Raw genomic sequence first — 21,545 nt, 5'->3', positions numbered from 1 at the left:
GGTTTTTTTTCAGCGCAATCATATCTCTATGAACACAAAAATAACGCAGCGTTACTCCGCTGCGTTGATTTCGTATTTACGCATTTTATGGTTAAGCGTACTGAGGGGAAGGGCAAGCTGCTCTGCCACGCGTTTGGTTTGCCAGTTGCATGCACTCAAACAATCGAGGATTAGCGTCTTTTCATAGCTGCTTACGGCTCCCTTTAGGCCGCCAGCATCCAGATTGGCATTTGCCTTTGAAGCAGAGGTGCTCGCCGCGAAGATACTGGACGTCTCTTGTAAACCACTCGACACGTTTAGGACTTGCGGTTCAGATACCCCAAAAGACAGTGTATCGAGCGCTTCTGCTGATGCTAATTCTCCCAATTCAACCACAGTGATTATCTCAAAGTCGGAAAGCAACAAAGCACGTTCGACAATGTTCTTTAACTCGCGCACATTACCAGGGTAATCGTAGCCAAGAAGTTGTTGTCGCACTTGCGCGCTGAAACCGGGAGCTTGAAGTAAACCCAAAGAGGCTGCACTTTTTTGCACGAAATGTTCAGCCAGCGGAAGAATGTCATCTTTACGCTCACGCAATGGCGGGAGCGTGATAGGGAAGACATTGAGGCGGTAGAACAAGTCAGCACGAAATTCGCCTTTCTTGATTTTCTCCATCAGGTGGCAGTGAGTTGCTGCAATGACTCTTACATCGACTTCTATTTCTTTGTTGGCACCGATAGGGCGGAATTTGCGTTCTTGAAGTACACGAAGCAGCTTGGCTTGAAGGATGAGTGGCATGTCACCAATTTCATCTAAGAACAGCGTACCGCCGTTTGCGGCTTCAAAAAGGCCCACTTTATCTTTGTCTGCGCCAGTGAATGCCCCTTTTTTGTGGCCAAAAAGCTCTGATTCAAGCAGCTGCTCTGGAATCGCGGCACAGTTTTGAACCACCAAAGGTTGAGATGCACGATTAGAGTTTTCGTGAATGTACTGCGCAATCACTTCTTTGCCCGTGCCAGTTTCCCCACGTAGCAAAACATCAACGGGCAACGCCAAGACTTTGTCGAGGCGACGAATGGCGTCGAGCATCTGTTCACTCTTCGCGATCGGGCCGTTATAGCTCACTTGCTGGCGTTTTTTCAGCTGACGGTTTTCACGTACCAATGCGGCGTTATCTTCCGTCAGGTTTTTCACCATGCTGCCGTATTGTTCCAGCCAAATGGCTTGTCGAATACTGGTCGCGGCCATTTGGCAGAAGGCGGTTAGCGCAGCTTCATTGTTGATCATCGATAAATCAAACAACACTAAGAGACCGACTGCTTTTTGCTTGTCATCAACCAGAGGCCAAACTAAGAGGTTTGCGCTGCGTTGTCCAAGCAGTGTTTCAGTTTGATAGATGTGTTCACAGTCGTAGCCGTTGTACTGGTAAAGGTCGTTTATCAGTACCACTTCACCGTGGTGGATCGCGAAGCTGAATGGGTCATTTTCGCTGGATTGCTCCAGCGAGATAAGGTCCCACGGGTGGTTGGACAGCACCGCTTCGTTATTGTGAACAATGTTTGGGATCAACGCTTGACCGGTCTGATCCAGCACATAGATGATGCCATGTTTTGACAAAGTCATTTGCCTTGCCGCGGTCAGGACAGCGTCTAGCGTGTTAGCCAATTGGCTGCGATCAGCCAGAGACTGACTGATCGCAAGAAGGGCATTATTGAGTTCGTGCTGGTTAGCTGAACGCATATGCCAGTGTTCCTTGTTCATCGACCGAAATGGTGATGGTGGTGTGTGACTCGTCCTTGTCATGTACCAGCAGTTGAGTTGACAGTTGTGGCAAAAGCTGACGGTTGATCACGGCATCAATGTTACGTGCGCCAGTTTCTGCCAAGCGACAATTACCCAGCACAAATTCAACCAAAGAATCGTCATAGCTTAGCGATAGCTTATGATGGCTTTGAAGGCGCTGAGATACCTTACCGAGCTTGTGGTGGATGATGTCGGTCATTGCATTGTCATTCAATGGAACAAACGGCAGCACTGCCATACGGGCAAGTAAAGCCGGCTTGAAGTGGCTGCTTAGAGTAGGGCGAATGGCTTCGGCGATGATGCCAGCATCAATATCGCGAGACTGCTGAACCAGCGACTCTATCTCGTGCGTTGCAAGGTTACTGGTCATGATAATCAGGGTGTTTTTGAAATCGATCGCACGGCCTTCACCATCATTGAGTGTCCCTTTATCAAACACTTGGTAGAACAGGTTCAGTACTTCTGGGTCAGCTTTTTCTACTTCATCCAACAACACAACGGAGTATGGACGCTGGCGTACGGCTTTGGTCAGCATACCGCCTTCACCGTAACCCACGTAACCTGGAGGTGAACCAATCAAGCGTGAAACCGTGTGCTTCTCTTGGAACTCAGACATGTTGATCGTGGTCATGAAGCGCTCACCGCCAAACAGTTGGTCTGCAATTGCACGAGCCGTTTCTGTTTTACCTACACCACTTGGGCCGACCAGCAGGAATACACCGGTTGGTGCGTCAGGGTTACCCAGACCTGCTTTTGCAGTCTGAATACCTTCGGCCAGCGCATCGATAGCGAAACCTTGACCTTTAATTGTCGCGGTGAGGCTTTCTTTTAGCTGCAGTGTCGCTTGCGCTTCGTCTTGCAGCATTTTACCCATTGGGATACCCGTCCAGTCTGAAATGACATGGCTGACTTCGTCGGGACCTACTTCATAGTGAACCAGTGCAGTGCCATTGCGAATGACATCGAGTTCTTCCTGGCATGTCGCAATTGCTTGGCGAACTGATGCTTCATCCATGTCCGCATAGGGTGCTGGCTCGGCATCTATTTCGTCATCCTCTGATGTTTTGGCTTCGGCCAATTCGCCAGAAACCAGTGCATTAAGGTGTTTACGAAGGCCAATCATTTCGTCAATTTTGGCTTTCTCTTCCTTCCACTGTGCTTCTTTTATCACAAGCTCTTTGCTCGTTTCCGACATCGCGGTCTGAAGATCTGGAATGCCCGCTAGGCTATGCTTGTCGCCAGTTTGTTGAAGGGCATCGCGCTCCAGTGCTTCCAGTTCGCGTTGCTGTGCAGCTAGCTGTTGTTGTAGGGTTTCCACTGCGGCAGGTACGGCATTCAAACTGATGTTAACGCGTGCACACGCGGTATCCAGTACGTCGATTGCTTTGTCCGGCAGTTGGCGACCAGAAATGTAACGTGCAGACAGTGCTGCAGCCGCTGTAATTGCATCATCACGCACATAGACGTTGTGTGATTTCTCGTAGGCAGGGCGCAAACCACGGATGATCAGAGCCGCTTGATCTGGTGATGGCTCATCCAGTTTTACCAGTTGGAAACGGCGCGCCAGTGCGGGGTCTTTCTCAAAGTACTTTTTGTACTCAGACCAAGTGGTCGCTGCGATGGTTTTTACTTCACCGCGTGCCAGTGCAGGCTTTAACAGGTTTGCGGCGTCACTGCCGCCAGCCTGATTGCCACCTCCAACCAATGTATGTGCTTCGTCAATAAACAAAACGATAGGCGTTGGCGAGCTCTTTACTTCTTCAAGGACTGCATTGAGGCGTTTTTCAAACTCACCTTTAACGCTTGCGCCTGCTTGCAGTAAGCCCATATCCAAGCCGTACAACTCCACACCTTTCAAGTTGTCAGGAACTTCACCTTGTACAATTTTAAGAGCGAGACCTTCAACGACCGCAGTTTTACCTACGCCCGGCTCACCGACGGCGATGGGATTATTTTTACGGCGACGAGCAAGTATGTCGATGATCTGGCGAATTTCTTGATCACGACAGAAGACAGGGTCAATTTCCCCTTTACGTGCTTTACCAGTGAAGTCGGTAGTGAAACGGCTCAACGCAGAGCCATCTTCGCGCGCTTGCGTTTTTTCCGACGAAGAGACTTTAGCTTCAATGGAGCTTTGTGTGAGCTCGCCAAAGTTGCGCTTTAGGGTGTCTGGGTTAATACCATCCAAAATCGACGCATAGCCATGTTGGCCATAACGCAATGGGTTGCTCACCAGAGTCAACAGCAATGAACCGCTTCGAATTTGTGTTTCTGACAGATCTAAAGAAGAAATTAGCCAGCTTTCCTGTAACCACTCAATCAGTAAGGAGGAGAAGACGGGCTTGCTACCGCTACCAGTAGCGTTTGAATCTAATGTAGAGCGTATCGCCTGGCGTAAAATGTTTTCTGAGCATTTAAAGTGAGCAAGTAATACATCGAAATCGCTGTTAGGGCGCTCAAGCAAACTGAGTAGATAATGCTCGACTTGTACCTCTGTTGCCTTTTCAGATACCGCCAGTGCTGCAGCATCTTCTAAAGCGGTTTTAGCAATAGGATGTAGACGTTGGATAAGAGAAGAAAGATTAATGTTTATCATTTTTTATCTGAACTTAATAGGGCTGAAAATGGCAGGATTATACAAGACTATGAAAAGTTATTTTTTTTGTGGGATAAATTTCAGCCCTATTTTCAGTTATTATGATTAGGTTGAGTAACACTATTTTATATTAAGGAGTTCATGTTTGGTTGTTGTGATTTAATTGGTGGTTAAAAAGCCTGATTGTCTAGTTAAAAACACTTTTTCACGTTTTTTTAAATCGCCCAATTCTCTTTTTAAATACTGAGTAATAAATTAATATCGAAGAATGAATTATTGGTTACTCAAACAACTTTTTGTTATTACCAATAGTTTGTAATTTCGGCATTTTTCGTAAGTGTATGAAAAATAACGATATAAAAATTGGCATGGCATTTGCTATTAGCTATTAGCTATTTAGGTCGCGGTGATATGCGATTTGGTGAACAGATAAACAAGATAAATAAATTCTAAGAAGGATATAGCAATGCCAACTCCAGCTTATATGTCTATTACTGGCGAAACTCAAGGTAACATCACTGAAGGCGCATACAATGCAGATTCAGTAGGTAACTCATGGCAAGAAGCTCACGTTGACGAGTTTCTGGTTCAAGAACTTGATCACGTTCTGACTATTCCACGTGACCCACAAAGTGGCCAGCCTACGGGTCAGCGCGTGCACAAGCCAGTCGTTGTAACCAAGCAACAAGACCGTTGTTCTCCACTGCTGTTCAACGCACTGGTATCTGGTGAGAAACTACCTGAGTGTGCGATTAAATTCTACCGCACTTCAGTTCAGAGCAAACAAGAGCATTACTACACCATCAAACTGATTGATGCGCTGTTGGTTGATATGAAAACTCGCATGGCTCACTGCCAAGACGCTGCGACTTCTGACCGTGTAACTGAAGAAGTACTGATGTTCACTTACCGTGCAATCGAAGTGACGCACGAGACTTGTGCAACAACGGGTAATGACGACTGGCGTGCGCCACGCGAAGCATAATTTATGCTCGTGTAAGTCATCTGGGGCCAACGTAAGTTGGCCTTTTACCCAAGCAATCAGAATTCCCACCGGAATTCCACATCTCCAGATTGCTTGGGTATTCATTTTTATTAGCATCAGGTGAAAGATATGGTGAACGACGTAGAGTTTAAGTTTGAAGTTATCGGCGCTGAACATGAGTTTCGGGTTGAGAGCTTTCAAGTCACAGAAGAGCTTTCGAAGCCTTTTCATGTCAGCCTTTCATTACTTTCACTTGATGCAGATATCACGTTCGATGCATTAATACGTAAACCCGCTGTTCTGACGCTTTTCGGCCAAGGAATGCTCAATGCACGTGTGTTTCATGGTGTTGTCAACGAAGTCCGTTATTTGGGGCAAGGTCGTCGTTTTGCGCGCTATCAAGTATCGTTGGTTCCTCAACTTTGGTTTCTGACTCAGCGTCAAGATTGCCGTATTTTTCAACATAAGTCTGCGCCCGATATTATTAGCGAAGTGTTGGCTGAAGCCAGCGTGACAGATATGCGAATGGAACTGTCAGGCATCTACGCACAGAAAGACTACGTACTTCAATACCGCGAAACCGACAGCCAATTTGTTCAGCGTTTAATGGCGGAACATGGGATGTGGTATTACTTCGAGCACTCAAGCAGCAATCACACCATGGTGATCGTTGACAGCAACGACGCGATCAACGAGCTCTCTAGTACATTGATGAACGGTTCATACATGGGCCCGCTGGTATACCACAGTGATGCTGGCGGTGTGGCAGATCGTGAGCACATATTCGACCTAGAGCTGGTCAACAGTGTCCGAACTGGCCAAGTAACGTATACCGATTACAACTATGAACAACCACTCATTCCGCAAAAAATGGGGAGCAGTGGTGAGCTCGACCAAGACTTGGCACTGTTCGATTATCCCGGCCGATATGTTGATCCGGCAATGGGTTCAATCCGCGCAGGTGAGTGGATGGCGAACCATGTGGTTGATAACCAACAGGTGTTTGCAGGCAGCAACATCATGCGTTTGGCCACGGGCTATAATTTTATCTTGGCAGAGCACCCTCGCTCTTCGTTAAACCGCGACTTCACCTTGTTATCTATTTCACACAGCGGTTATGACCCGAGCGTCCATGAAGACGAAGCGAGCGATATGCCCACCACGTATCAGAACCATTTTGTGTGTATTCCCCGCGAGGTGATTTACCGGGCACCAAAAATGGCCGCACCTTTGGTTGATGGGCCTCAAACCGCCGTTGTGGTAGGGCCGGCTGGCGAGGAAATCTACACAGATAAGCTAGGCCGGATCAAAGTGCAGTTCCATTGGGACCGTTACGGCGCAAACGATGAAAACTCCAGTTGCTGGATTCGTGTAAGTCAAAGCATGGCGGCACCAACATGGGGGGCAGTGTACTTACCTCGCATCGGACATGAAGTGGTTGTGACCTTCTTAGAAGGCGATCCAGATCGACCCTTGGTAACAGGTTCTGTGTATCACGGATTGCATTTTCCCCCGTACTCGTTGCCGGAGAACAAAACACGCACCACCTTCCGTACGCAAACACACAAAGGAGCGGGTTTTAACGAACTGAGCTTTGAAGACGAAGCAAATCAGGAAGAAGTGTTCATCCGCGCCCAGAAAGACATGTCGACAGAAGTGTTGAACAATCGCTACCGTCGAATTGGTCAGGATGAATTTCTTGACGTGGGTAGAAATCAAACCAATGAGGTGAATGGTGACCATGTAGAAACCATTCATGGGCACAAAACGACCACAGTAAACAGTACCTTTACTGAGACGGTCGAGCAAGACGTACAAGTCACCTATAACGCCAACGAAACGCAATACGTGAAGTCCAATGTGTCATTGGAAATTGGCGAGAACCGTACGACTAAAATTGGTAAAAACGACGATATGGATGTTGGCGAGAACAGCAACCTCGTTGTCGGGGCATCCCGCTCTTCAGATATCGGAGCTGATGATAACCAAACCATTGGTGGAAACCTGACTGTGTCTGTGGTGGGGAACACATCATTTAAGTCTGATGCGTCAACTCAGGTGATCAGTGCAGACAAAATTGTGTTGAAAACGGGCGGCTCGTCGTTGGTAATGAACAGTGACGGCTCAATCAAGCTTTCAGGTGCTTCCATCACTATTGAAGGCAGTGACAAAGTTGTCGTGAAAGGCGGTAACGTGGCGATTAATTAATGAACGAACTGTTGCAACACACCCTCCTTTTTGAGAACGAAGAGCAAGCCGATAAATCGGCTTGCTTTCCGCGTTTTGGGCATATTGTTTCTCTGAATGAAACGCGAGACTCCGTAAAAGTTGAGTTTGAACACAATCCATTTGGACAACCGCTTTCCGCCAAGCTTGGGCGTGCATTTCGCAAAGCAGAAATCGAGATGGCGATCGCCAGTCACCTTACATGCCGTATTGAGTTTGTAAACAATGACATCGGATTACCAGTGGTGACCGATATCTTCTTTTCCATGCTGGATGATTCCGATGAAGTCGTTCTGCGTGCCAACAAGCTTGTTATCGACACTTCGCAAGAATTAGTGGTGAAAAGCGGTGAAACGGAAACCCGTTACAGTGGTCGTGATAACCGTATTTCCACTAAAGCGAAGTACGTAACCTCCCAGGCGGAAAAAGCACAAAAAATACAGGGCGGCACAATTTCATTTAATTAGGCCGTCTATACAGAAAAACATTAACAGAATAGAAACCATGCGTTCGAGAATCACACCCGCTCAGATAAAAGAACCTTTCAAACAGACCGACGTGAGTGAGGCGTTGGCGCACATCGATGCTGACATTAAGATACTGGCTGAACTCCCACCCGAGTGGGTAGGTTTTTGCCGTGAAAAAACCTTGTTAGCGAATGAATCATTGGCTTACTTTATTGACCAACGATTGAAGCTTCACAACCAGGGATATCCCTGCCGAAATATTGATTATCTGGCCTTAATTGAAAAGCAGATGGTAGAGATTAAATCGGTTTATCTCTCGTTGTTTCGCTTAGCGCCCGGTTTTGTGTATGAGTTGAAAGACCAATCGCCAGACGTTTTTGTTTGGCTAATGTTGGAACCTGAGTTTGCAGCGAGTAAAACTCACTTTCTTGCAGCATTTACACAGTTGGAGGGGCTGAAGCCTGATTTAGCTAAGATGCTTGTCATTCAATCACGAGCAGAGCAGTTGGACAGCTTAATCGCTTCGCTAGCGGAAGGACTTCCTGCTTACAGTGAGAGAACATTCAGTTTTCTTCGTTTGAGACATTCCATCAGTAATGCATTGACCAAACATTGGTTGAAAGAAGACATACTTTCGGAAAGAAACGCACAATCTGCGTTGGCCATGTCCAATATCGAAGAAGCAAAAGAATGGCTGGATGAGAGCGTGAGTGGCGAAGACCTCTTATTTGAGCGTCTATTGAACAAGCAGGATAGAAACACCTGGTTTCGCCAATACTTTGGTGTCGATAACCAAGCGTTGCCGTCGACCAATGTTGGTTTGTATGCACGCTTACTTGAATTGAAAGAGTTTATGGCGTTCGACCCCAAAGGGGAGCATGCACCTGTGGAATTGATGCTAATAGGCCGATTTGACTGGGTGGAAACAGCGCTGGAGCACATTTTTGAGTTTGATTATGAAGAAGACAAAGCGGAGAAGTGGCTCCAAGCACTATATGTGATTTACGGTGAGCGCTTGCCGTTAGACCCGACCGCTATAGGGGTTGATTACAGTTGGGAGGATGCGCTTGATGTGCTTAACAAATGGGTGGAAAAGAATGACCACTGGTTTTCTGAGCCAGCTAGACTGGGTGAAAAACTCTCGTTTGATACCACGATCAATTCATTGAAAGACCCTCAGATAAACGCTGAATTCAGGCATTGGCTGTGGAAGCAACTGTGTATCCATTCGCGTGTCTATGTCCTGTGGGATGCATTAATGCCAGTACATCAGCAAGATTGGATACTGGAAAGATTGGCTCAATTGAAATTGGCATCTGAGCGCTTCGAGTTAAGGGGGCGCAATGCAACTTTGGGATATTGATGTAAATCCTGAATTAGCCATTAAGGGGCGATTTCAACGTGATGAACACGGCCATGAAATATGGGTTCTTACAGCAAAACGTGCCTGGATGTTTATTGAGAAACAATGGGTGGAACAAGCTCAACCAGAGATCTTCGACGATCCAATCTATGAAGGCGAAGCTGGTTTTTCAGCCATGAAGCATGATCACGAATTTCCTGTTTCGAGAAAAAACACCGACGTAATTGTGGTTGGTAAGGCGAGGGCATATGCCAAACGCCCGACGCCTTACTTAGAGTGTCGCTTGGTGGTGGAAGGACACATTGATAAAACCATTGCAGTGCATGGTCCACGTCACTGGGTTGAGCATGGTGGGACTGTGACATTGTCCAACCCTCAAGCCTTCATTGAGAAAGAAGTGGATTACACCCATGCACTTGGTGGGGATGCGCGCAATCGTGTCGGTGGTGGTATTGCAGAAGATAACGAGACATTGCTGAAACAAGTCCCTCCTTCTGTTTTCTACGTCAACGAAAACTGGGGACCTAGTAACAAACAAACACGAGTAGCAGGCTTTGGCCCACTCCCTCCTTTTTTCCAAGCACGTTATCAATATGCTGGCACGTTTGACACACGTTGGGAGGAGTTACGTCGACCATTGCTACCGACTGACTTTGACAGGCGTTTTTACCAGTCAGCGCCAAGCGATCAGCAATGCGATGGTTTTCTCAAAGGAGGCGAGCGCGTATTGGTCAGTGGTTTTTGTCATGATGATGTATTGTCTTTCCGAATTCCGAATGAACGTTATGCCGCCGTAGTGACTTTCAGTGATGGTGTGATGCATGACAATCTGGAAATGCATACGGTCTTTGTCGATGCCGAAAATAAAACGATTTCTATTAGTTACAGTGCATCTTTTGTGTGTCAGGGCCGTGAACATCTACTCAAAACATCAAATATTGTTGCGGTTTAAGGGCACGTTATGAGTACAACGTTTGGTCGCTATGTGATTGGTGCAGAAGTGCTAGCACCCACTGGCATGAATATCGATTTGGCACTCTCAGTGGCTAAGGCCAATCTTGGGCGTTTCTCCCAGAAGAGCAGTGATGACCAGCTTCATCGATTTTTGTATGCAACCGCCGACTATTTGAAAGAAACAGGGTACACCGAGAGATTGTGCGAAATGATCTCGACGTTGGCGGAGAAATTGTTAGCACCTTTAACCGCATCTATTAAACCGTTGCCCGTCGTCGTGAGTGTGCCTGAGCATGTAGACACAAGCCTGTTAATGAGGCTACTGAGGGAACACCCCGTTAGTAAGTATCTATCCACTTTAGAAATATCAAGCCAACAAGGCGCAGGGTTTGTATTAGAAGCACTTCAAAGCTTAGATGTTCACGATGTCGTGCTTTGTATTGCGGTTGATTCGCTGGTTGCGAATTTAGACAATTATATCGCGGACTTTAACGTACTTTGCAGTGCAAACCCTTGGGGGATAATACCAAGCGAGGGAGGGGCAGGTGTTGTTCTCACGAAGAAGAACATCGTCGATACGTTGAAGCTGAAACCACACGCGCAAGTTGCTTACTTTGATATAGAAAAAGGAGCATCAGATCGACGTGGAATGATGCGTCTCGTACAGAAAGCGACAAAAACACAGCCTAAACTTGGCAAAGTGTATACCAATATGACGAATGCACGGGACAACACTGAAGATTATGGTTTTGCGCTGGGAGCGCGATCAGCGGTATTTACCCATCCTCAAATGCCGTTTTTGGTCAATGATCTCTGGGGGACCATGGGAGGTGGGTCTGCGATGTCGTTGATTGCGGTGTTTATCGCCGAGCAAAAAGAGACAGAGATAGCGTCTCTTCTCATGTATGAATTAAACGGTGACCGGGCGGTTCTTTGTCTTTACAAGCATTTTGACTAGTTTTTCATTCCTACGAAGTTGTGCAAAAAAATTTGACGGGATAAGCAGTCGTTATCCCGTATTAATTATTCAAACTGTCTACATGCTAAGTCTGAACAGAGAGGTGCGGAAATAACAAATAAACACACTCTTTCTTTATGAGACCTAGATCACGTGTGGTTTCTATTGATATTAGCTTGTTTCGAGAGTGTCCTCACCAAATATAAATTCATCGTGGTTTCATGACAAATTGTGATGGCGCTTCAGTAGTTATTTGGTCGGTAATAACACCTTTGTTAGTAGTTACATTAACTAATTTTATAGACATACGGTTCGTTTTATTTTCCACCATTGAAAAGAGTATTAGACACTTATTACTATGCCCTCCGGAATAGGTTTTTCGAAAAGAGTCATACGTGTCAGATTCAACGGGATCAACCAATGGGTTAATTAGCCAGCTGGTTGTTAAAGCGATTGAAAAAAAGAAGCAGAAAGAACAAAGCATTGCCAACAAGAAAAATGTCAAGTTGGAGTATGTTCTATTTTCTCAATTCGATGTGCTCGACTCGTTGCCGTCCAAAAATGGTAACACGACCATTTATCATATTGCCAAACGTGGCGAACCGAATAAGCAGATTTGTTGCAAAGTTTTAAACGAAAACGCAGATGACTTTGCGAAAACAATGCTAATTCGCGAAGCGAGTCGACTTGAACTTTCTCAACATCCTAGTATTGCACAGTTTATTAAAATCGGCAGAGAGTTTGACCGTCCTTATCTTATGTATGAGTGGATCAAAGGCGAGTCTGTTGCCGAGAAGATGGCAAGGCATTCGAGCCAAGGTTTCCGTGTTGATCATGTGGCTTGGCTCATATATCAACTCGCTGGTGCGTTGGAATATATGCACACGCGTGGTATTTGCCACTTGGATATCAAACCCTCAAATATCATTATTGGGGAAGATGATAGCGTCAAACTCATAGACTTTGGTGCAGCACGTTACATTGATAAGCCTGAAGAGCACGCCGAAGTAAGCCTCAAATATGTTTCGCCCTTGTACATAGAAACGGGCGCAGCAAAACCGCAAGACGATGTTTACTCGTTGGCACTGCTGACAGGACATTTATTCTTAGGCGCCATTTATGGAGACGCCTGGCACAAGCAGTTAATGCAAGGCAAGCGTCCATTACTGATCCCAGCCAGTGCTTGGCGCTTAATCCGTCGAGTTATTCAAAAGCCACGTAGTCATCAATATACCGCTATCTCGTTCGCACAAGAGCTCGCTTGTATTGATACGCACACTGCGAAATTGACGGGTAATGCGCCGATATTCCACACATTGCGCAATGCAGACCTCGTGCTTTCAGCGCGTCGCTCTGGTTTTAGAATTGCGTTGGCAAATGCCAAATATCTCGAAGTGAGCATGGTAGCCAGCGCCATTATCATCGCGTGTGGATACATTGTCGGCATGTCGCAGTTCTCGCCGGGCCGAACATCTGATTTATTGATCGCCGAATCAGACACGGCAAAAACTGAGCACATCGTAAAATTCTTGGCGCAGGCTCCCTGGCAAAAAGACGTGATGCTCCAAAAACTGGCTTCTGATAAAGACCAGTTAGACATGTATAAAGACGCCGATCGTCGCTTGGTTTTGGAAATGTCAGCACTTTACAACGACCAGCAATCCTCGCTTTCTGCGCAACAGAGTAGTGCGCGTCGGTTGAACGTCGCGATTGCGGACGCAAGATCTGATCTCATTGCGGTTAAAGAAATCCTTGAGAAAAAGAATAACTTGAGCGGTGACGCAGAAACCAAGCTGATCAATATGATGGCAGATTTGAATACGGCGTATTCCGAATCTCAAATCGCTACTCAATACCTTCGTAGCAATGAACAAGAATTGGCCCAGTTGATATCTACCGGCGAAGCCGATGATGTAAATGCATTCTTACAGTCAGCTTGGGTAAATCATCAAGCCAATTCATATTTTTACGAACATGTTCTGACAGAGAAAGTGTTGGCGAAAGTGCTCGATAGTGCTGATGAAGGGGCGAAGCAGCGATTCTATACAGCGGCCATTGCAAATGTTGAGAGCGCAAAGCAATTCTTTGGTGAGCATCCACAGTTGGTTGAAAAAATCCGCGAGCTTACGATTGCGCGTAGTGAATACATTCTGTTTAGCACTGTGACTGAAAAGGCGAAGTTCTCAGCAGACCGATTGAATGTTGCGCTGAATGATTTGAAAAACAATTCCCCAGAGCAGTTTGATGAGGTCACTGAACTACTTGGAAGAATGGCGGCTGACGCCATTGTTCAAAGTTACAAGAAAACGCGACCTGCAAATGGTGCGTTAGCGGTTCAACGCGCATTGTATGACTTTGATCTTATGGTGAAAGGGTAAGACGTATGGCGGATTTCAACGTAGACCCATTTCTCTCGCCGATCAGTGATGCATCACCAACGGGTGAAGATGCGCGCTATGAGCTTGCCTATGAACTTATGGAAGCAGAAGTAAAAAAGTTTGGCTCACTGTTTGGTGAAACCGTTGACTGGAATGTGGTAGAGAAAAATGCAGCTGAAGTGCTATGCCACTACAGTAAAGACCTAAAAGCGGCTTGTTATCTTGTCCGCGCCATGTTGGAAACGAAACAGCTTCACGGATTAGAGCAGGGTTTTGCGATTCTATTGGCGTTGGTCGAGCGCTTTGGGGGAGGGCTTCACCCAACGCGCAAGCGTGGCCGTGATGGTGCCATCGAATGGTTAAATCACCAGATGAAGTTGGCATTGCCAAAAGAAGAATCATCGTCTCCATCTTGGTCGGTTCTTTCTGAGTGCCTTGAGTTAGTAGAAAAGACCTAGCGTGCATTTAGCGATGTGTTTCCTGATTGCGACGTGGACTTTTTCGATGTGCGAACAGGCCTGAATTCACTGATGCAATACGCAGGAAACAGTGAAAGCACAGCGTCTTTCGCCGCGGTGGAAACACCGTTAACACCTAACGAGATTGCACCAACGACGTCAGAAAATACCGCTCCATCGACAGTATCGGAACCGTTGTCAGTGCCAAACGCTGAGCCACTTACCCAACGACAGGCAGCGTCCAATGCGACGACACCTATAGCGGAGGCAAGAGCAGCGTCAGTACGACCAGCCACGGTAGATATTGATACAGACTTTTCGTCTCCAACCGCCTCTAAACGTACGCTAAAGAAAGTGGCGGAAACCATTTTGGCTTCGGAGCCGAGCGCGGCGTTGTCTTACCGTATCCACCGTTATTTAACGTGGTGCGAGATGGATGGTTTGCCAGACCATAAAGACAATGTGACACCGTTAATGTTGGCAGTATCACAAGATTTACAAGCTGAGTACCGCGACAAAGCGAAGCAGGGAAGTGATGTCGACACCGTCAAGCGTCTGGAAAAGACCTTGACCGATGCCCCGTTCTGGCTAACCGGCCATTACCTTGTCTTTCAAATGCTCGAAAACTTGAACTATAGCGATGCAGCGCAAGCAGTGGCGGATGAGGCTCGACGTTTTGTGGACAACTTATCTGGTTTCGAAAAACTAACCTTTAAAAATTCGGTTCCGTTTGCTGACGAAGCAACACAGCAATGGCTAGCTGCCAGTACATCATCGTTACCTCTTACCAATGTCGGTTTGACCACCGTATTGCTGCAAGACAGCGGTGATGAGCAAATGGACGATATTGCTCTCGAAAACATCGGTGAGCATATGGCAAAAATTGCCCTGAAGCTTGAAGCAGACCGCTCAGGCCGTGGCCAATTCTTGCTTCAGATCAAAATGATAGACGCTCTGAACCGCGTGGGTTTGCATTCACTTAGCCTTCCTTATCTTGAAAAGGTGTGGACAGTTAGCCAAGAAATGAAACTCGCCGATTGGGAGCCCCAGTTGCACGTAAAAATGAGTGCCTTGCTGAATACTTCGCTTAAAACACTTTATCCGAAAAAAGAGCAACTGCCGGTGAACTATCAGGAATGGCAACCCCTTTATTAACAAAACCATAGAAAGGAACTAAATATGTCGCGCGATGGCTCGGTAGCTCCTAAAGAGCGAATTAATATCCGTTACGTTCCAGCAACGGGTGATGCGCAAGAAGAAGTAGAACTGCCACTTAATATGATGGTAGTGGGTGATTTCAGTTCACGTGCGGACGAAACACCTATTGAAGACAGAACACCTATCAGCATCGATAAGGACAACTTCAATGAAGTGATGGAAGGTTATGCGCCAAACATCAAAGTCAATGTTGCTAATCGCCTGTCTGATGAAGAAGGCGCACAAATGGCGGTCGATCTCACGTTCAAGAACATGAAAGATTTCTCGCCTGAGTCAGTCGCGAAAAGCGTTCCTGAACTGAACAGTTTATTGGAACTACGTGAAGCACTGGTTGCGCTTAAAGGCCCTCTGGGCAACGTTCCTGCATTCCGTAAGAAGATTGCATCTGTTTTGCAAGACGAAGAAGCACGCAAGAAATTGCTAGAAGAGCTGAACGTCGGCGAAGAATCGAAAGCAGAATAATTAGGGTTATAGATTAGTATGACAGTAGAAGCATTAGCTCAAGATCAGGAAGCAACGCTTGCCGAGTCTGGTTCCCTTCTTGACAGTATTCTTAACGAGACTCGCCTGAAGCCTAGTGACGAAGGTTTTGACATTGCAAAGCGTGGTGTTGAAGCGTTCATCGGTGAGTTATTGAGCGGTCGAGCGACCGAGAAAGTTGATCAATCGCTGGTTGATCTAATGATCTCTGAAATCGACCAGAAGCTCTCTTCACAAGTAGACGCAATTTTGCACAATGAAGAAGTGCAGGCGATTGAATCTACGTGGCGCGGTCTGAAATATCTGGTTGACCATACAGATTTCAGAGAGAACATCATGATCGAACTGATCTCTGCGAAGAAAAACGAAGTGTTAGATGACTTCGAAGACGCGCCAGAGGTTGTGAAGTCAGGTCTGTATAAACAAATCTATACCCGTGAATACGGCCAGTTTGGTGGTAAGCCTGTGGGCGCGGTTATCTGTGATTTCCAGATGACGTCTACCTCTCCAGATATCAAGCTGATGGAGTATATGGCAAACGTAGGTGCGATGTCGCACGCGCCATTCATCACGTCAGCGTCGTCAAAATTCTTTGGTGTGGATAGCTACCAAGAGTTGCCAAACCTAAAAGATCTGAAAGCGATTTTTGAAGGTCCTCAATACACCAAGTGGCGTGGTTTGCGTGAGCATGAAGATGCGCGTTATTTGGGCATTTGTACCTCTCGTTTCATGCTACGTAACCCGTACTCTGTTGCTGACAACCCAATCAAAGCATTTGACTACGATGAAATGGTGACAGACAGCCACGAGAATTTCTTGTGGGGTAACTCGGCGTACGCAATGGCAACCAAGATCAGTGAATCATTCGCGAAGTACCGCTGGTGTCCAAACATCATTGGTCCTCAGAGCGGCGGTGCTGTTCACGATTTGCCTGTATACAATTTCGAATCAATGGGTCAAATCGAAACTAAGATCCCAACGGAGATCTTGATTTCTGACCGTCGTGAATTTGAACTGGCAGAAGAAGGTTTCATGGCGCTGACCATGCGTAAAGGTTCTGACAACGCAGCGTTCTTCTCTGCGAACTCAATCCAGAAACCGAAAAACTTCCCGAACACCCCAGAAGGTAAGGCCGCGGAGACGAACTACAAGTTAGGCACTCAATTGCCATACATGTTCATCATCAACCGTTTGGCACATTACATCAAAGTGCTTCAGCGCGAACAAATTGGTTCATGGAAAGAGCGTACTGACCTTGAGATCGAACTGAACAAGTGGATTCGTCAATACGTTTCAGACCAAGAGAACCCGCCAGCAGAAGTGCGTGGTCGTCGCCCACTGCGTGCAGCGAAAATCGAAGTTTCTGACGTAGATGGCGATCCAGGTTGGTACCGCGTTTCAATGGCAGTACGTCCGCACTTCAAGTACATGGGTGCGAGCTTCGAATTGTCACTGGTGGGTAAACTTGACCAATAATCGAGTTAGCGCATAAATATTGCGGCCAGTTTGAACTGGCCGCTCTTTTTTAGGATGCACAATGGAAAAAGGCTATCGTCTTCTGGAGCGTATAGAACTGGGAGAACCTAAGAGCAGCTACGAGAAAATGGTTTCTCATCAGCATCTTATTGAATCTATTCATATTCACCTCGCAGAGCTTTTGAACACGCATACCGGTAATGCAATGATCGATGGAGATTATGGCTTGCCTGACTTCAATGATGTTTTGGCAACCAATGCCAACCTCGTTCGAACGATTCAAAAGAACATTCAAGAAACCATCGAACGGTTCGAGCCTCGTCTTAAAAACATCGAAGTCCACTACCGGATGGACATGCACAGCCCTCTGCAACTCAATTTCAGTATTAGCGGTGAAGTGTTTCACAACGGCGACACAGTACCGATGTCTATCAATGTTTTCATGGGCGTAGATGGGCAGTTTAATGTCTAGCCCTGAGGGATTTTCTCGTGAGCAACAGTAAGTATTTTCAGGACGAACTGACCTACCTAAGAGAAGCGGGTGGTGAGTTTGCCAAATATCACCCCAAATTGGTCAATTTTCTGGCTGAAGGTGCCTATGACCCTGATGTTGAAAGACTATTGGAAGGTTTTGCTTTTCTCACGGGACGTGTTCGCGAAAAAATTGATGATGAGCTGCCAGAATTAACCCAGTCTTTGATGACATTATTGTGGCCGCATTACATGCGTTCAGTGCCATCAATGTGTATTACTGAACTTACGCCACATATCGGTAGTGTGACGGAAAAAACGGTTGTTGCGCGTGGCGTCGAAATGGCAAGTGAGCAAGTTGAAGGTACTCAGTGTTTGTTCCGCACTTGCTATGACGTGGATCTATTACCGTTGGACATCACGGGTGTCGAACAAACCAACAGTCGTACTAACTCGCGAGTAGAGCTGAAACTGGCGACACAGCATGGCTTAGAATTGTCTCGAATCAAGATGGACAAATTACGTCTCCACTTACACGGCGAGCAACACATAACGCGATGTTTGTATTTGTGGATGTTCCGCTACCTTGATTACGTGGAACTCGATGTTGGTGGCGGATGTACGCATCGAATCCCTGCACAGCAAGTTGTCCCTGTTGGCTTTGATGATAACGAGGCCTTGTTACCGTATGGCAAAAACAGCTTTGCTGGCTATCGGCTGTTGCAAGAATATTTCTCTATGCCAGAAAAGTTCATGTTCTTTGACGTCAACGGTATGGATTGGCTTCAAGGCGTGCCACAACGCTCGACGGTAAGCATTTCATTTGTGTTTAACCGTGCACTCCCAGCAGAGACTGTGCTAAAGAACAAACACTTTAAATTGCATTGCTCACCGGCGGTGAATCTGTTCGAGATGGATGGAGACCCAATTCGTCTTGAGCACAACAGAAATGACTATAAGGTTCGACCGCAGAACAACAACCAAGAACATTACGAAGTGTACTCGATTGAAAACGTTGAAAGCTGGAGTAAGAGTGAACGTCGCCGTAAGAATCTGATTGAGTTTGAAACATTTGAACACCAGATTAATCAGCGAGATAAACAAGAATTCTATAAAACCAAAGTGTCTGACCGAGTCAGTGGGCAAGGTCTGGAGCGTTACATCTCGTTCCACACACACGTTGGTGATGTCGCCGACTTAGGTTCTGAAACGGTACTGACCAAGTTGATTTGTAGCAATGCCGATTTAGCCGAACGTTTGTCAGTGGGCGATATTACATACACGACTCACAAATCTCCCACGTATGCGAGTTTTATCAACATTACTAAGCCTACCCATTCCGTTAGCCCACAGATTAACGGAGAGTTACATTGGCAATTGATCGCCAACATGTCGCTGAACTACTTGTCTTTGTCGAACATCGATGTGTTGAAGGTGTTGCTTTCAACTTACGATTTCCATTCGCGTATCGACCGTCAGGCTCATCGAGCCTCAATTCAACGACTAGACGGCATCAAATCAGCGTCAATGGCACCTATCGATCGTATCTTTCGCGGTGTAGTGGTGCGAGGTACCCAGTTCAATCTGGTGATGGATTCTTCAATGTTTGTGAATGAAGGTGACATGTTCTTGCTGGCGAGTGTCATCAACGAATTTGTTCGCCTTTACTCCAGTGTTAACTCATTTACTGAGCTGGAAGTGTTTGACGAAAGCACCGGTGAGATATATCACTGGCCAAGCATGATGGGGCAGCAGACCGTACTATGATCAATCATATTGAAGCGAAGTGCCATGAGTTCAGCTTCTTTCAGGCTGTTTCTCTGCTTGAACGCCACTATGTGTATGAAAATGGTGGCTCCTTCAAAGGCATTGGAAAAAACAAGTACATTACTGATGAACGTATCCGATTTACCGTATCGCCAAATCTTGATTTTCCGAAAAGTGATATTGAGTTTGTTCAACATTTAGAGCTTAACGGCAATACATACACGCGTGTAGAAGTGAACTTCCTTGGCTTGCACGGTTCGAGCTCTCCATTACCTTCTGCATATACTGAAAAACTGGCCGGTCGCGAAGAAGAAGATAATCCGGTTAAACAGTTTTTTGATTTCTTCCACAACCGATATGTCTCCATGGTTTATCAGGTTTGGAAAAAATACCGCTATCACATTCAATATCAGGATGGCGCGAAAGATGCGTTTTCCAGTCGAATGCTACATTTGCTGGGCTTGTCGAGCGTTATGCAAGAAGCGGAGGCTTCCGATTTAGACCGGGCCAAACTGCTTTCTTATGTTAATCAACTCTCCACTCGCACACGCTCGCCGAAACTGATTTCAGGCATCGTGGCCCATTATTTCAATTTGCCGCATGTGCATGTTGAAGAGTGGGTATACCGCCGAGTGGAGATACATGGAAGTCAAAGGAACAAGCTAAATCGCGACAATTGTTGTTTAGGTGGTGACTTTCACTTAGGCAAGACCGCGCCAGACTTAGTGGGCAAATTTAACCTGTGCTTTGACGATGTGGATTTCGATACCTATCAAGCGTTTCTTCCTGGCGGTAAAAAATACCCAACTCTCATCGGGTTAATGCGATTCATTCTTCGCGATCCGGTAGCGTGGGATTTGAAAATGCGGCTCAAACTGGATGACATGCCAAAAAACCAATTGGGGCAGGGGAAAGGCAACCAACTTGGTCAAACCATTTGGCTGGGTGGGCCGAAAGAGAAGGATGCCAATATCCGTTTGGTGGGTAGCCTTTGAAGCAGGATCACGGAACATTTAACCAATAGCACCGCCAATTGTGTCGGTGCTATTTTTTTGTTTAAAAACCGCGTTTTACCTATTGTTTTGGTCAGAAAGCAACCGATGCTGCCTGCTATGATTCGCTTCGACAATTGCTCACTAAAATATGCATCAATCACTGCTGTCTGTATTTACGTGGGCGGCAATTTTGCATTTATATTCAATATTGAGCGCAATAAGACGGGACCAATTAAAGACATGTTTGTATTCGCGCCTTCTTGCGTTTATTCGACTGTATGAGAGGAACAATGAAAAAAACATCACTCGCAATTGTTATTGCAGCAGCAGTGACAACGTCTTTATCCGCTTATGCTGAAGTGTTGCAACCTGGGGACATACTTTGGGAACTTGATTGGGCCCATGGTAAAGCGACAGCAGCACTAAGTACTGCTTGGGGATATAGCAGCGCTTCGAACGAAATAAGTACTGGCTGGGGATATTTTGCAGAGGCAAGTGGAAAAGGAAGTACAGCCTGGGGGGAATATGCTCAAGCTTCTGGAAATTTCAGTTCCGCTTGGGGTGTGAGTTCTGAGGCATTAGGTACTTCAGCCACCGCTTGGGGATCTTCAACTCACGCAACAGGAGATTTTAGCTCAGCATGGGGTGTGCGACGTGAAGTCGTATGAAGCGCTGTTCACCGCTCAACGAGTGAACCATCTGTATCACCAGATGAACCTAGGAGCCTGAATAAAGTAGCGGCTCTGACAATGTAACGAAGGTTGGCATTTGCCAATCGGGATTGAAATCGTGAGAGGACGGTCCTCCTGATAACCACATAAATCGGGTGAGTGCTAGGTAGTCAGTATGATGAACATAAGTGAATCCGTTCAAGGTGCGTCATGTGATGAAGCAGCGGAAGTGGTTTATACGCTGTTGCCAAAAGGCATGAGAGTCGGAAAGAGATTGCCCCATGCTCTTTCGTGATC

The 21,545-nt window shown here is 46.4% G+C and carries 15 protein-coding genes and 1 pseudogene; 14 read left to right on the top strand and 2 right to left on the bottom strand.

Annotated features, from left to right (window positions below; genetic code table 11):
• Positions 1–51 precede the first annotated feature (51 nt).
• A complete protein-coding gene (locus B5D35_RS17060; protein WP_078753740.1) occupies positions 52–1,722 on the bottom strand; it encodes a sigma-54-dependent Fis family transcriptional regulator in 1,671 nt (556 codons plus the stop codon).
• Positions 1,709–4,381, bottom strand: a complete 2,673-nt coding sequence (gene tssH / locus B5D35_RS17055) for a type VI secretion system ATPase TssH (protein WP_078753739.1) — start codon at positions 4,379–4,381, stop codon at positions 1,709–1,711. Before tssH ends, B5D35_RS17060 begins: the two co-directional genes overlap by 14 nt.
• A 466-nt stretch (positions 4,382–4,847) precedes the next feature.
• Between tssH and B5D35_RS17050 the strand changes: the two genes are divergently transcribed.
• The 14 genes and pseudogenes from B5D35_RS17050 to B5D35_RS16985 all read left to right on the top strand — a co-directional run bounded on the left by B5D35_RS17050 (position 4,848) and on the right by B5D35_RS16985 (position 21,245).
• Entirely contained in the window at positions 4,848–5,366 is a 519-nt protein-coding gene (locus B5D35_RS17050) for an Hcp family type VI secretion system effector (protein ID WP_078753738.1), read from the top strand.
• Between the two features lie 129 nt (positions 5,367–5,495).
• Complete coding sequence (locus B5D35_RS17045) at positions 5,496–7,574, top strand: type VI secretion system Vgr family protein (RefSeq protein ID WP_078753737.1); 2,079 nt, start codon at positions 5,496–5,498, stop codon at positions 7,572–7,574.
• Positions 7,574–8,059: a hypothetical protein gene (locus B5D35_RS17040; protein WP_078753736.1), complete on the top strand. Its 486-nt coding sequence runs from the start codon at positions 7,574–7,576 to the stop codon at positions 8,057–8,059. Before B5D35_RS17045 ends, B5D35_RS17040 begins: the two co-directional genes overlap by 1 nt.
• A 37-nt stretch (positions 8,060–8,096) precedes the next feature.
• Positions 8,097–9,422: a hypothetical protein gene (locus tag B5D35_RS17035; protein ID WP_078753735.1), complete on the top strand. Its 1,326-nt coding sequence runs from the start codon at positions 8,097–8,099 to the stop codon at positions 9,420–9,422.
• On the top strand, positions 9,403–10,374 hold the full coding sequence (locus tag B5D35_RS17030) for a DUF2169 family type VI secretion system accessory protein (RefSeq protein WP_078753734.1): 972 nt from the start codon (positions 9,403–9,405) through the stop codon (positions 10,372–10,374). Before B5D35_RS17035 ends, B5D35_RS17030 begins: the two co-directional genes overlap by 20 nt.
• Before the next feature lie 9 nt (positions 10,375–10,383).
• Entirely contained in the window at positions 10,384–11,334 is a 951-nt protein-coding gene (locus B5D35_RS17025) for a hypothetical protein (protein WP_078753733.1), read from the top strand.
• Between the two features lie 395 nt (positions 11,335–11,729).
• A complete protein-coding gene (locus tag B5D35_RS17020; protein WP_078753732.1) occupies positions 11,730–13,712 on the top strand; it encodes a serine/threonine protein kinase in 1,983 nt (660 codons plus the stop codon).
• A gap of 5 nt (positions 13,713–13,717) precedes the next feature.
• Positions 13,718–15,325, top strand: a pseudogene (tssA, locus tag B5D35_RS17015) (type VI secretion system protein TssA).
• Between the two features lie 24 nt (positions 15,326–15,349).
• A complete protein-coding gene (tssB, locus tag B5D35_RS17010) occupies positions 15,350–15,850 on the top strand; it encodes a type VI secretion system contractile sheath small subunit (RefSeq protein ID WP_078753731.1) in 501 nt (166 codons plus the stop codon).
• A gap of 18 nt (positions 15,851–15,868) precedes the next feature.
• A complete protein-coding gene (tssC, locus tag B5D35_RS17005; RefSeq protein WP_078753730.1) occupies positions 15,869–17,344 on the top strand; it encodes a type VI secretion system contractile sheath large subunit in 1,476 nt (491 codons plus the stop codon).
• A gap of 61 nt (positions 17,345–17,405) precedes the next feature.
• A complete protein-coding gene (tssE, locus tag B5D35_RS17000; protein ID WP_078753729.1) occupies positions 17,406–17,816 on the top strand; it encodes a type VI secretion system baseplate subunit TssE in 411 nt (136 codons plus the stop codon).
• A 17-nt stretch (positions 17,817–17,833) separates the two neighbouring features.
• The gene (gene tssF, locus B5D35_RS16995) at positions 17,834–19,582 is read left to right on the top strand and encodes a type VI secretion system baseplate subunit TssF (RefSeq protein ID WP_078753728.1); all 1,749 of its coding nucleotides are present in this window, start codon (positions 17,834–17,836) and stop codon (positions 19,580–19,582) included.
• Complete coding sequence (gene tssG, locus B5D35_RS16990) at positions 19,579–20,577, top strand: type VI secretion system baseplate subunit TssG (protein WP_078753727.1); 999 nt, start codon at positions 19,579–19,581, stop codon at positions 20,575–20,577. Before tssF ends, tssG begins: the two co-directional genes overlap by 4 nt.
• 290 nt (positions 20,578–20,867) lie before the next feature.
• Positions 20,868–21,245, top strand: coding sequence for a hypothetical protein (locus tag B5D35_RS16985; RefSeq protein WP_078753726.1), 378 nt, complete (start codon positions 20,868–20,870; stop codon positions 21,243–21,245).
• The last annotated feature ends 300 nt before the right edge of the window (positions 21,246–21,545 follow it).

Origin of the sequence: Enterovibrio nigricans DSM 22720 (genome assembly GCF_900167155.1) — a bacterium.
GTDB classification, from domain to species: domain Bacteria; phylum Pseudomonadota; class Gammaproteobacteria; order Enterobacterales; family Vibrionaceae; genus Enterovibrio; species Enterovibrio nigricans.
The sequence above is the reverse complement of the archived record's forward strand: the minus strand, read 5'-3'. Positions and strand labels throughout refer to the sequence as shown.